General features: G+C 69.1%; 12 protein-coding genes. 7 read left to right on the top strand and 5 right to left on the bottom strand.

What is annotated here, in order from left to right:
- Nucleotide 1: 1 nt before the first annotated feature.
- Nucleotides 2-1,648: a glycoside hydrolase family 13 protein gene (locus C1H84_RS17120; protein ID WP_113608101.1), complete on the top strand. Its 1,647-nt coding sequence runs from the start codon at nucleotides 2-4 to the stop codon at nucleotides 1,646-1,648.
- 47 nt (nucleotides 1,649-1,695) lie between these two features.
- Here the strand turns inward: C1H84_RS17120 and C1H84_RS17125 are convergent, their stop codons facing one another.
- On the bottom strand, nucleotides 1,696-2,145 hold the full coding sequence (locus tag C1H84_RS17125; protein ID WP_113608102.1) for a hypothetical protein: 450 nt from the start codon (nucleotides 2,143-2,145) through the stop codon (nucleotides 1,696-1,698).
- Between the two features lie 271 nt (nucleotides 2,146-2,416).
- Between C1H84_RS17125 and C1H84_RS17130 the strand changes: the two genes are divergently transcribed.
- The 6 genes from C1H84_RS17130 (at nucleotide 2,417) to C1H84_RS18355 (ending at nucleotide 8,309) form a co-directional block, all read left to right on the top strand.
- Nucleotides 2,417-3,049 carry a TetR/AcrR family transcriptional regulator gene (locus tag C1H84_RS17130; protein ID WP_113608103.1) on the top strand — a complete coding sequence of 211 codons (633 nt, stop codon included), beginning with the start codon at nucleotides 2,417-2,419 and terminating at the stop codon, nucleotides 3,047-3,049.
- Nucleotides 3,046-4,641, top strand: coding sequence for a carboxyl transferase domain-containing protein (locus C1H84_RS17135; protein WP_113608104.1), 1,596 nt, complete (start codon nucleotides 3,046-3,048; stop codon nucleotides 4,639-4,641). Before C1H84_RS17130 ends, C1H84_RS17135 begins: the two co-directional genes overlap by 4 nt.
- A gap of 2 nt (nucleotides 4,642-4,643) precedes the next feature.
- A complete protein-coding gene (locus C1H84_RS17140) occupies nucleotides 4,644-6,617 on the top strand; it encodes an acetyl-CoA carboxylase biotin carboxylase subunit (protein WP_113608105.1) in 1,974 nt (657 codons plus the stop codon).
- The gene (locus C1H84_RS17145) at nucleotides 6,610-7,110 is read left to right on the top strand and encodes a MaoC family dehydratase (RefSeq protein WP_113608106.1); all 501 of its coding nucleotides are present in this window, start codon (nucleotides 6,610-6,612) and stop codon (nucleotides 7,108-7,110) included. Before C1H84_RS17140 ends, C1H84_RS17145 begins: the two co-directional genes overlap by 8 nt.
- Entirely contained in the window at nucleotides 7,107-7,904 is a 798-nt protein-coding gene (locus C1H84_RS17150; RefSeq protein ID WP_113608107.1) for an HpcH/HpaI aldolase/citrate lyase family protein, read from the top strand. The genes C1H84_RS17145 and C1H84_RS17150 overlap by 4 nt, the downstream gene beginning before the upstream one ends.
- Nucleotides 7,905-8,153: 249 nt before the next feature.
- The gene (locus C1H84_RS18355) at nucleotides 8,154-8,309 is read left to right on the top strand and encodes a hypothetical protein (RefSeq protein WP_181728191.1); all 156 of its coding nucleotides are present in this window, start codon (nucleotides 8,154-8,156) and stop codon (nucleotides 8,307-8,309) included.
- 63 nt (nucleotides 8,310-8,372) lie between these two features.
- Here C1H84_RS18355 and C1H84_RS17155 read toward each other — a convergent pair whose 3' ends face one another.
- The 4 genes from C1H84_RS17155 to C1H84_RS17170 all read right to left on the bottom strand — a co-directional run bounded on the left by C1H84_RS17155 (nucleotide 8,373) and on the right by C1H84_RS17170 (nucleotide 12,512).
- A complete protein-coding gene (locus tag C1H84_RS17155; RefSeq protein WP_113608108.1) occupies nucleotides 8,373-8,810 on the bottom strand; it encodes a DUF6069 family protein in 438 nt (145 codons plus the stop codon).
- Between the two features lie 150 nt (nucleotides 8,811-8,960).
- Entirely contained in the window at nucleotides 8,961-9,389 is a 429-nt protein-coding gene (locus C1H84_RS17160; RefSeq protein ID WP_113608109.1) for a DUF6069 family protein, read from the bottom strand.
- 117 nt (nucleotides 9,390-9,506) lie between these two features.
- A complete protein-coding gene (locus C1H84_RS17165) occupies nucleotides 9,507-11,237 on the bottom strand; it encodes an HNH endonuclease signature motif containing protein (RefSeq protein ID WP_113608110.1) in 1,731 nt (576 codons plus the stop codon).
- A gap of 57 nt (nucleotides 11,238-11,294) precedes the next feature.
- Nucleotides 11,295-12,512, bottom strand: coding sequence for an acyl-CoA dehydrogenase family protein (locus C1H84_RS17170; RefSeq protein WP_113608111.1), 1,218 nt, complete (start codon nucleotides 12,510-12,512; stop codon nucleotides 11,295-11,297).
- Nucleotides 12,513-12,554 lie beyond the last annotated feature (42 nt).

Consider the following 12,554-nt stretch of genomic DNA (forward strand, 5'->3'; position numbering starts at 1 on the left):
CATGACCATGCAGGAAACCGAAAAGCACTCCGCCATCGACGCCAGTTGGTGGCGCCAGGCCGCCGTCTACCAGATCTACCCGCGCAGCTTCGCGGACTCCAACGCCGATTCCCTGGGCGACCTGCCTGGCATCACCTCGCGCGTGCCCTACCTCAAGGAGCTGGGCATCGACGCGGTCTGGCTCTCCCCCTTCTACCCCTCGGCACTGGCCGACGGCGGCTACGACGTGGACGACTACCGCAACGTCGACCCGCGGCTGGGCACCTTGGAGGACTTCGACGCGATGGCCGCCGCCCTGCACCAAGCCGGCATCAAGGTGATCGTGGACATCGTGCCGAACCACTCCTCCAACCGCCACAAGTGGTTCCAGGCCGCGCTGGCCTCCCCCAAGGGCTCGCCGGAACGAGAACGCTACATCTTCCGCGACGGGCTGGGGGCCAACGGGGAACTGCCGCCAGCGGACTGGGAATCGGTCTTCGGCGGCCCGTCGTGGGCACCGGTGGGCGACGGTCAGTGGTACCTGCACCTGTTCGCCCCCGAACAGCCGGACTTCAACTGGGCGAACCCTGAGGTCCGGGAGGACTTCCTCACCACGCTGCGCTTCTGGTCGGACCGCGGGGTGGACGGCTTCCGCGTGGACGTCGCCCACGCGCTGACCAAGGACATCGCCGAGCGCGACCTGCCCACCAAGGCGCAACTGGACGCCATGCCGTGGGACGGAAGCCACCCGATCTGGGATCGCGACGAGGTGCACGAGATCTACGCCGAATGGCGCGCGCTGTTCAACGAGTACACCCCACCGCGCATCGCCGTGGCCGAGGCCTGGACCGACGCGGAACGCCGCCCGGCCTATGCCCGCTCCACCTCACTGGGCCAGGCGTTCAACTTCGACCTGCTGCAGGCCGATTTCCTCCCCGAGGCCTTCAAGAACATCATCACCTTCAACCTCGACCAGGCCGCGGCTGCAGGGTCCTCCACCACCTGGGTTTATTCGAACCACGACGTGGTCCGCCATGCCACCCGCTACGCACTGGAACCCGCCGGCGATCCGGAGGCCGCCCGCAAGTGGCTGTTCCGGGGCGCCGATGCCTCGGTGGCGGACACCGCGCTGGGCCTGCGCCGCGCCCGCGCCGCCACCTTGCTGCAGCTGGCTTTGCCCGGCAGCGCCTACCTCTACCAGGGCGAGGAGCTCGGCCTGCCGGAGGTGCACGAGATCGCCGACGAGCAGCGCCAGGATCCCACCTTCTTCCGCAACCGCGACGTGGATCTGGGGCGCGACGGCTGCCGCGTACCGCTGCCATGGGCAACTACCGGAAGCTCGCTGGGCTTTGGCGGCGGCGGGACGCACCTGCCGCAACCGGCCGTGTTCGCAGGCCTGTCGGTCGCCGCCCAAGACGGGGTGCCCGGCAGCACCCTGGAGCTCTACCGTTCCGCACTGGCGCTGCGCCGCGAGCTGCAAAGCGGCGAATCGCTGGCCTGGCTGCCCTCCGCACCGGGGGTGCTGGCATTCAGCCGCCCGAACGGCTGGACCTGCATCACCAACTTCAGCGCCGAGCCGCAGGAACTGCCCTCCGCGCCCTTGCTGGCTAGCGGGGAGCTGGTGGACGGCAGGCTGCCGGCTGCCACCACCGCGTGGCTGCGCGGCTAAGCGACTGACAGGGCGCCGGGACCTCGAGGGTTCCGGCGCCCTTCGCGCTATTCCTGCCAGCGACGCCCTTCGCGGCCGGAAACCCAGGCAACAATTCGGCGCAGCACGATGTTTTCCGGGTCGGCCTTGGGTACCTGGCGCCACCCGGGCCGTGACAGATAGGCCTCGATCTTCGCCAGTGCCCGATCGTACTCGGCGCGCGCGAAGACCAGCTCCTGCGGCATGAGTTCCAGCGGATCCCCGGGCACAGACTCCTCTGGTTCCTCGGGCTCGTCGTCATCAGCCGCCCAGTGCGGCCGCGACCATGTCACTTGCTCCGGGCCGAGGTCCAGATCGACCGCCAGATTACCGCATCCCAGATCGCCGCAGGCGCAGCAGACGTGGAGTTCGATTTCGCTCCCGCTCATCCGGTCATCACGACGACTGAAGTCCGCGCGGTAGGTCGCAAGCGTCTCCTTCAGCGGCCTGCGCAGAAATCTCCGGGCAAAGGGCGACACCCCCAGGCGCGCTCCGGGTCGACGATCTCCTCCAGGCTGCGCCCGTCGACCACGAGTTCTGCGCATTGTTCGCGCACGTTCCACCGCACGTCGATCCGGTTCATTCGCCCTCTCGAAGCCAGCCGCGGTACGGCCACCGCAACGTTGTTCCATGGGCTCCAGCATATTCGCTGTCAAGAATCGTCGCTTCAACAGCAAAACCCAATCAAGTGATTGACATCACGTGGCGACGTGCGGTGTACTGGGGGTCAATCGATCGATTGGGAGCGGCATGCAACTGGGACAGATCCACAAGGCGGCGGTGTCCTGCTTTGCGCGGCAGGGGTTCGCGGCCACCGGGATCCGGGAGCTGGGCGCCGCGGTCGGGCTGAATTCGGCGACCCTCTACCACTACGTCGGCGGCAAGCAGGAGCTGCTGCTGGGCGTGATCCGCAACTGCCTGGACGCGATGATCGACGGCGCGCAGGACGCCATCGAGGACGCCGACCCCGCGCAACGGCTGGCCGCACTGGTCGCCTTCCACGTCGGCTTCACTGCCACCAACCCGCAGACTGCGCGCGTGGCCGAATACGAGATGCGTTCGCTGTCCGGCGAGCACCGCGCTGCCATGCAGGCCCTGCGCGACGAATACGAGCAGCTGTTCACCGACGCGCTGGCCGACGGCGAGCGCGCGGGCCTGTTCCACGCCCCGGATGCGGGCATGGCCCGGCTGGCCATCATGGAGATGGGCACCGGCGTGGCGCACTGGTACCGCCCCGGCGGGCGGCTGGCCCTGGCCCAGGTGCAGCTGAACTTCATCCAGATGGCCCTGCGCATCCTGGCGGCCGACCCGGCCGTCCCTGAAGAGCTGCCGGTTCCCGCCCGGCTGGACAGCGAACCGCACGACCCCGAAGGAGCACGATGAAGACCCTGCCCACGCACGTTGACGCGGATTCCGAGGATTTCGCCCGCCGCCGCGGCGAGTACAAGCCGCTGGTCGACGAGCTCCATGAGCGCCTGGCACGGGCCGCGCGCGGCGGCTCGGAAAAGTCCCGGGCGCGTCACGTTCAGCGCGGCAAGCTGCTGCCCCGCGACCGGGTGGACCGGCTGCTGGATGACGGCTCGCCCTTCCTGGAGGTCGCGCCGCTGGCCGCGGAGGACATGTACGACGGGGCCAGCCCGGGCGCGGGAATGATCGCCGGCATCGGGCTGGTGCACGGCCGGCACGTGATGGTGGTGGCGAACGACCCCACCGTCAAGGGCGGCACCTACTTCCCGATGACCGTGAAGAAGCACCTGCGCGCGCAGGAGATCGCGCTGGAGAACAGGCTGCCCTGCGTGTACCTGGTGGATTCGGGCGGCGCCTTCCTGCCGATGCAGGACGAGGTGTTCCCGGACCGCGAGCACTTCGGGCGCATCTTCTACAACCAGGCGAACCTCTCCGCGTCCAAGATCCCGCAGCTGGCGGCGGTGCTCGGCTCCTGCACCGCCGGCGGCGCCTACGTGCCGGCGATGAGCGACGAGACGGTGATCGTGCGCAACCAGGGCACCATCTTCCTGGGCGGCCCGCCGCTGGTGAAGGCCGCGATCGGCGAGGTGGTCACCGCACAGGAGCTCGGCGGCGGCGAGCTGCACGCCAAGACCTCCGGGGTGGTGGACCACCTGGCGGACAACGACGAGCACGCGCTGCAGATCCTGCGCGACATCATCTGCACCCTGCCCGAGCCGGAGCCCCGGAGCGCCGTGTACACCGAGCCGCTCTACGACGCCGCCGAGCTGTCAGGCATCGTCCCGGTGGACGTCAACACCCCCTACGAGGTGCGCGAGGTGATCGCCCGGCTGGTGGACGGCAGCGGGTTCCACGAGTTCAAGGCCGAGTACGGCACCACCCTGGTCACCGGGTTCGCGACCCTGTACGGGCACCGCGTGGGCATCATCGCGAACAACGGGGTGCTGTTCTCCGAGTCGGCGCTCAAGGGCGCGCACTTCATCCAGCTGTGCGACCAGCGCGGCATCCCGCTGGTGTTCCTGCAGAACCTCGCAGGCTTCATGGTGGGCCGCGACTACGAGGCGGACGGCATCGCCAAGCACGGGGCGAAGATGGTCACCGCGGTGGCCACCGCCCGGGTGCCCAAGTTCACCGTGGTCATCGGCGGCTCCTTCGGGGCCGGCAACTACTCCATGTGCGGGCGGGCCTACTCCCCGCGCTTCCTGTGGATGTGGCCGGCCGCGCGCATCTCCGTGATGGGCGGGGCGCAGGCCTCCAGCGTGCTGGCAACCGTCAAGCGCGACGGGCTGGAAGCCGCCGGGCAGGACTGGCCCGCACAGGACGAGGAGGCCTTCAAGGCGCCGATCCGCGAGCAGTACGAAACCCAGGGCAGCCCCTGGTACTCCACCGCCCGGCTGTGGGACGACGGGGTCATCGCCCCGGCCGACACCCGCCGCGTGCTCGGCCTGGCGCTGGACGCCTGCGCCGGGCAGCTGCCGGACACCACCTTCGGCCTGTTCAGGATGTGAGCATGTTCAACACAGTACTTGTCGCCAACCGCGGGGAGATCGCCGTGCGCGTGATCCGCACCCTGCGCGCGCTGGGCATCCGCTCGGCCGCCGTCTACTCCGACGCCGATGCCGGCTCCCCGCACGTGGCGGCCGCCGACGTGGCGGTGCGCTTGGGCCCCGCCCCGGCCGCCCAGAGCTACCTCGACATCGACGCGATCCTGTCCGCCTGCCGGGCCGTGGGCGCGCAGGCGGTGCACCCGGGCTACGGCTTCCTCTCGGAGAACGTGGACTTCGCCCGCGCCCTTGAGGCCGCCGGCATCACCTTCATCGGCCCGCCGGTTCACGCCATCAACCTGATGGGCGACAAGATCCGCGCGAAGAACCACGTCGCCGCCCACCGGGTGCCGACCACCCCGGGCATCGCCGAACCCGGGCTCGACGACGCCGCGCTGTCCGCCGCCGCGGCGGGCGTCGGCTACCCGCTGCTGATCAAGCCCTCGGCCGGCGGCGGCGGCAAGGGCATGGTGGCGGTCCACTCCCCCGAGGCCCTGCCCGAGGCGCTGGCCAGCGCCCGGCGCACCGCTGCCTCGGCGTTCGGCGACGACACCCTGTTCCTGGAGCGCCTGGTCCCCAGCCCCCGGCACATCGAGGTGCAGGTCCTGGCCGACGCCCACGGCACCGTCCTGCACCTGGGCGAACGCGAATGCTCGCTGCAGCGCCGGCACCAGAAGGTCATCGAGGAGGCGCCCTCCCCGCTGGTTGGCCCCGGGCTGCGGCAGAAGCTGGGCGCCGCGGCGGTCGCGGCCGCCGCCTCGGTGGGCTACGTCGGGGCCGGCACCGTCGAGTTCCTGCTCAGCGACGCGAACCCGGACGAGTTCTACTTCATGGAGATGAACACCCGGCTGCAGGTCGAGCACCCGGTCACCGAGCAGGTGGTGCGCGTGCGCGGGCAGAAGCTGGACCTGGTCGCCTGGCAGGTGCGCATCGCCGCCGGCCAGCGGCTGGACTTCAACCAGGAGGAGGTCGGCCTGCAGGGGCACGCGATCGAGGCGCGGCTCTACGCGGAGGACCCGGCCGCCGGGTTCCTGCCCTCCGTCGGCACCGTGGAAAAGCTGCGGCTGCCCGGCGCCGTGCGCGTGGACGCCGCGCTGCGCGAGGGCCAGCAGATCAGCCCGCACTACGACCCGATGCTCGCCAAGGTGATCGCCGACGGGCCCGACCGCGCCGCCGCGCTGCGCGCCCTGGACCGGGCGCTGGCGCACACCGTGGTGCTGGGCGTGAAAACCAACATCGAGTACCTGCGCCTGCTGCTGGCCGACCCCGACGTCGTCGCCGGCAAGCTGGACACCACGCTGATCGAGCGCCGCAGCTTCGAGTTCCGCCGGCCCGGTCCGGCGCAGCTCGCGCTCGCCGCGCACCTGCTCAGCCCGGCGCCCGGCACCGGCCCCTGGGCGGCCGACGGCTGGCGGCCCGGCGCCCCGGCACCGCGGCGGATGCAGCTGGAGGCCGGGGACCGGGTGCACGAGGTGTCGCTGTCCGCCGGCACAGCGGTGGTGGACGGCGAGGCCCACGAGCTGCTCGACACCCCCAACGGCGTGCAGCTGGACGGGCAGCTGGCCGACATCTCCTGGGCGCGCGAGGGCGACACCCTCTGGCTGGGTTCCGAGGGCTGGAGCACCGCGGTGCGCCGCCTGGGCCGGCGCGAGCAGATCCGCCAGGCCCAAGCCGACGCGACCGTCTGCCCGCATGTCACCTCCCCCATGCCCGGCACCGTGATCGCGGTGAAGGCGGCCGACGGCGACGCGGTCGCCGCCGGGCAGGTGCTGCTGATCGTGGAGGCGATGAAGATGGAGCACCAGCTGGCCTCGCCGGCCGACGGGATCGTGCGCATGCCCGCGCTGAAGCCCGGCGACCTGGTCACCACCAAGCAGACCCTTGCCACCATCGAGCCGAGCGCCGATGATGAGCATACGCGAAAGGACGAAAATGGCTAACCGCATCGTGCAGCGCGGGCTGTACCTGGACGAACTGAACGTGGGCGAGCTCTACGAGCACCGGCCCGGCCGCACGATCACCGAGTCGGACAACGTGCTGTTCACGACGCTGACCATGAACAACCAGGGGCTGCATCTGGACGCTGCCTGGGCTGCCACGCAGCCCTTCGGCAAGCCGCTGGTCAACTCGCTGTTCACGCTGGGCACCATGATCGGCCAGTCGGTGCCGCAGCTGACCGAGGGCACCATCATCGGCCAGCTGGGGCTGGACGCGGTCAGCTTCCCCCACCCGGTGTTCCACGGGGACACCCTGTACACCGAAACCGAAATCGTCGAGGTCCGCCCCTCGAAATCCCGCCCCGGCCAGGGCATCGCCACCATGCGGCACACCGGGCGCAACCAGGACGGGGTGGTTGTCGCGACCGCCACCCGTACCTGCCTGATGTGGACCAAGGCCGCCCACGAGGCGGCACTGAACAAGGAGGAGCAATGAAACTCGGACCTGCGATCCTGTTCTGCCCGGCCGACCGGCCCGACCGCTACGCCAAGGCCGCCGACCGCGCCGACACCGTCATCCTGGACCTGGAGGACGCCGTCGCCCCGGAGCACAAGGAGTCCGCCCGGCAGGCGGTGCTTGAGAGCTCGCTGGACCCCGAACGCACCATCGTGCGCGTGAACCCGTTCGACACCAACTACATCGTCGCCGATCTGCGCGCGGTCAAGCAGGCCGGGTACACCCGGATCATGCTGCCCAAGTGCGAATCCGCCGAGCAGGTGCTGAAGCTGGATCCCTTCGAGGTCATCGCGCTGTGCGAAACCGCCCGCGGCATCAACGCCGCCGCGCAGATTGCGGCGGCCGCCAACGTCTCCGCGCTCATGTGGGGCGCCGAGGACCTGACCGCCTCGCTGGGCGGCACCTCATCGCGCCACCCCGACGGCAGCTACCGGGACGTCTCCCGCTTCGCCCGCGCGCAGGTGCTGCTGCAGGCCGCAGCGCACGGCAAGGGATCCATCGACTCGGTCTACCTGGACATCGCGGACCTGGACGGGCTGCGGGTCGAGGCCGCCGACGCCGCTGCCAGCGGCTTCACCGCCAAGGCCAGCATCCACCCCAGCCAGATGCAGGTCATCCGCGAGGCCTTCGCTCCCTCCGCGGAACAGCTGGATCGGGCGCGGCGGCTGCTGGCCGCCGCCGAAGGGAACGCCGGCGCCTTCACGTTTGAAGGGCAGATGGTCGACGAGCCGTTGCTGCGCCAGGCCCGGGCCATCGTGGAAGGTGAAAAGTGACGGCCTGTTAAGCACACCGGGCAAGCGGGCACCGTGCTGGCCTCCGACACCGACCGCTGAGCGTTTGGCGGCCCATGGCGCCTGCGCCTAGCGTTGATAATGTGCCGCCTGGACAGGCCATGCGCTTCGAACGCTCAAAGGTAGTTCGCCTCTTCCAGTCGCAAACCCGGCTACGACACCCTGGTCTTTTTCTGGTTCGCCATCATCCTCTGGGCTCTGGGCATTGCATCCAACAGTACCAACGCCTACTTGACGCTGAACGGTGCAATCACCATCAACTCATGGGGGCTGACGGTGGCCTCCATGTCGGGCATCGGCCTTTTCCTACTGGCCGGAATCTTCTCCATCGTGGTCCTGCACAAGATCATCGCGATGCTGATCCATCTGGTCCACCGCCAGCCGTAGTCGCCCCGGGATGCAAAATCGGCACCGGAGAAGACCTCCGATGCCGATAGTTTCAACCTGTCGCTAGGCGATGGCGAGTGCCTGCGCTTCGGTATGCAGCTTCTTGTTTCCGTAGTGCACGGCGAAGAACCACGCCACACCGGTCATGATGTGGATGAGGCTCAGGGTGATGGCGGTGGCGGCGTCGGCGGAATTCATGATCGGGAAGGCGATCGACGCCACGGCGATGATCAGGCCGATCCACTGGGCCACCTTGGTGATGCCCTTCTTGGCGCGGCCGAGCAGGAACACCACGAAGCCAAGGACAATCACCGAAGCCCAGGTGTAACCCAGAACCTGGGCGAAGTGCACGACATCGTGCGAAGTTTCACCGATCTGCATGGAGGCTCCGGCCGAGCCGCCGATGAAGAAGATGATGACGTTGAGGTACCCTGCGCCGAGCGCGGCGATCGCTACCTGGATGAAATTGAATGGGCTGTTTGGGGTTCCCTGCGGGGCCATTGGCGTTCCCTAAAAATATCGTTGACAGTTCTCAACGATTCTATAGTCGAACATATCCAGCCAAAACACTTGGGCCGGGTGACTTCCGCAACACCCGGCCCGCACCAGCTATCCGCGAGTTGGCACGCCCCCAGAACGTGCCAAGCCCAATCACCCTGCCATGGCTCGCTCGTTGGCCCTCTTGTTGGAGTTGTTCACCGCGATGTACCAGCTGGCGCCGACGATCACGTGCATGATGGCGACCGCAACCGCGCTTCCTGCGTCTTCGGCGAAGAACAGTTGCGTCACGGCCGAGAGGAGCAGCAGGGCAAGCCCGATCACCTGGGCGACGCGGCAGAAGCCCGGACGGCCGCGTGCGATGAGGAAGGTCAGGAAGCCGAGCACCACGATCGGAGGCACGGTGAACCGGATGATGTGGATGAAATCGAGGTTTCGGAACATCCCGTCGGAGAATTTCATGGATGCCCCGGCGGCCTCCGCGATGAAGAACGTGAGCATGCTCAGGGCCATGGCGCCAAAGGCGGCGATCAACACCTGGACGAAGTTAAACGGCATTTTGAATTTGACGTCAGCTTGCATGGCTGGACATCTCCTTTGATGTGAAAAACCGAATACCCGTTCTTTCACTGTACGCCCGAAAACAACCTTTGAACCCGACGATTTTACGGCTCGCAGTTTCGATCGCCCGAGATGCGCTCAGGCCTCGGCGATGGTCACTTTCAGCTTTCCGGATTTCCAGAGCTGGGTCGCTTCGGCGGCCCAGGCCAAGGCGCGTTTCGACTCGGCAGGAGTGAGGAAGTGCGTGTTGATGTGAAGCCGCTGCTCGGGGTCCACGCTCTTGGGCAGCAGCACCATGGGCCTGCTGCCTTCGACCTTGACTGCATGGAACAAGCCGCAGTGGCGCCCGATGTGGTGCACCGTGCAGTAGAGGTCGCTGCGGTCGATGTCCGTCCGGCCTCCCTTTTCCCATGCGTCCAGATGGTCGAGTTCGCAGCGTTCGGCGGGCATGGTGCACCCTGGGAAGGCGCAGCCGCGTCGCGCGGTGCGCAGGGCCTTGGCCTGACTCTTGGAAAACAGCCGCTGCGACCGGCCGAGGTTGAGGATCCGGTCGCGTCCGTTCAGGACCACCGGGTAGATGCCGGCATTGCAGACCGCGGCCCTGGCCTCGCCCGCGGAAATCGGTTTGCCCGTGATGGTCACCGCGAAGTCCTGCCCCGTTTCGACCATCTTGTCGTAGTCGATGATGATGCCGACCTCGGTGGCGGAGCGTTGGCGCTTGCCCGTTCTGGCGGATCTCAGCGTCGCAAGCAGGCCCATCAGGTGGCGCAGTTCGGGCCGCATGTCCTCGAAGGGAACCAGCAGCTCGGCGGCTTCAGGGTCTGCCGGCGGTATGTCCTCGGCGGGTTCTCTGTCGACGTCGAAGCCTTCATGATCAGTGCGGTCTGTATCCAGATCTTCGTGGTCCGGCTCTTCAGCGGCCGCGTCGTCGGCTTCCTTGGGGTCCTGCGCCCAATCCGGCATGGTCTCGGAATCGTCCCAGTCCGGCGGGGCGGGGTCGCCGTTTTCGGCGGCCAGGTCCGCGGAGGCCTGGCGGTGGAGTTCTTCGCGGTTGCCGGTCTCGGTTTTGGGGTTGTCCACCTTGCGCAGGTGCGCCTCGACCACCTCGGCCTGCGAGGGCAGCACCCGCAGCAGGTAGTGTTCCAGCCCCTTGCGGCGGCCGAGCTTGAACAGGCCGATCTCGGAGAGCAGCGCGCCCAGCGGCCGCTTGCCGGACTTGAGCTGGTGGATCAGGTCGGCGACGTGCTTGCGGGCGGTTGCGGGCTGTTCGCGGATCAGCGCGACGGCCTCCGCCTGGATGTTGGCGCGCGCTTTCTGCCCGGCGGGGCCGGGCCCGAAGTCCTTCTGGGCGCCGTGGATCAGCCGGGAGGCGGAAAGCACCAGACGCGGGTCGGAGCGCGGGGCGGTGAATTCGGCGGCCAACTGGGGCAGCAGCGGCGCGGCGCGGTGCCCGGCGGTGGTGACCTGGGCGATGAGGCAGTCGGTCTGGGCCAGGCGGTCGCGGGCGGTGCCCAGCGGGATGCCCAGCCAGTTGTGCAGCAGCCCGGCGGTGTTCTTGTAGGGGGTGCGGCCCATGGTGGTGCGCCCGGCAGCGCGGGCGAGGTCCTCGGCGGAGGGGTGCTCGCCGGCGTCGGCGATGGCCTGAAAGGAGTCGGCGTCCAGCTGGTGGGCGCCGGTGCGGCGCAGCAGGTCGGCGGCGAAGAGCTGGGCGCGGGCGAACTCCTGGCCCAGCTGTTCGACAAGCAGCGCGAAGTAGGCGGCGTGGCCGGCGGGGAGGTCCGCGTCGGCCACGTCCGCCCAGGCCGCGGCGATGAGGCTGCGGGCCTCGGCCAGTTTCCCGACCGCTTCGGTGCTTGTGGAGGTCTGCATGTCCCCAGCGTGCGGCGGGCGCCGGGAGGGCGGGCCGCCGCAGCTGCGGATTGTGGATTACTTCGAGGCGCCGATTGCCCAGACGCGCGGCAGCTGCGTGCCGTTGACCGCGAGGTCGCCGATCAGCCGCGCCTTGAACACCCACGGGTTGTGGTTGCCGGCGGTGCGGGCGTTGCGCCAGTGGCGGTCGAGGTTCTTGGACACGCTGGTGGCGGAGGCGGCCAGCGCGTCGAAGGCGTGGGTGAGCGCGGTGAGCACCAGCGGGGTCAGCACCACCTGACCCTGGGCGGAGGCGAGCTCGGCCGCGTCGTTGGCGGCCTCGTCCTCCTGGATCGAGCCGCCGGAGTGCAGCGAGATCGCCGACTCGTAGGCGCCCTGCAGGGCGTGGGAGACGCGTTCCACGGTGGCCGCGGCGGCGAAGGCGGCCGCGGAGACCTCGCCGATGACCTGCAGCAGCTGCGGATCCTGCCCGGCGATGTTGGCCGCGGCGTGGCTGAAGGTGCGCTTGCGGGCCGCCAGCTGCGCGGCGAACTCGCGTTCGGCGGCCTTGGCGGAGCCGGCGAGCACCGCCAGCAGCACCTGCTGGTAGAACGCGGTCTGGTACTTGAAGCGGGTGTCGAACTCGATCAGCTCCTCCACCGCCGCGCCGGTGAAGGTGGAGGTGCCGGTGCCGGTGGTGCGCTGGCCGAAGCCGTCCCAGTCCTCGGCCAGCTCCACGCCCGGCTGGTGCCGGGAGACCGCGGCGATGACGCGGGTTCCGGTGTCGGTGCGCTGCGCGTAGGTGTCCAGCCAGTCGGCGAAGATCGATCCGGTGGAGTAGTACTTGGCGCCGGTGATCGTGAAGCCGCCGGAACCGTCCGGGCTGACCTTGGTGATCACCTCGCCCACTGTCACCGGTCCGACCTCCGTCCAGGAGTTGCCGACCAGCTCGCCTGAGGCGAAGCGGGCCAGCCAGGTATCGCGCCCCGGGCCCGGGGCGGCGACCAGCCGGTCCTCCACGAACGCGAAGTGCGCGCGCAGCGCCTGGGCGATGTTGGAGTCGGCGGCGGCCAGGTCGGTGAGCAGTTCGAACAGCTCGGGCAAGGTGGCGCCGGCGCCGCCGTGGGATTCCGGGACGCGGATCGCGCCGAAACCGGCGGCGGCGAGGTCGGCGACCTCGCGGTAGGGCAGTTCGCCGGTGCGGTCGCGGTCGGCGGCGCCGTCGGCGATGGCCTGGAAGTGCGGGGCGAAGCGTTCGCGCAGCCCCGCCAGGCGGGATGTGGACAGGGCGATCATCTGGTGTTCCAATCGGTGTTGCAGGCAGGGTGGCGTAGGCGT

Source organism: Glutamicibacter soli, from assembly GCF_003309065.1.
Taxonomy (GTDB): domain Bacteria; phylum Actinomycetota; class Actinomycetes; order Actinomycetales; family Micrococcaceae; genus Glutamicibacter; species Glutamicibacter soli.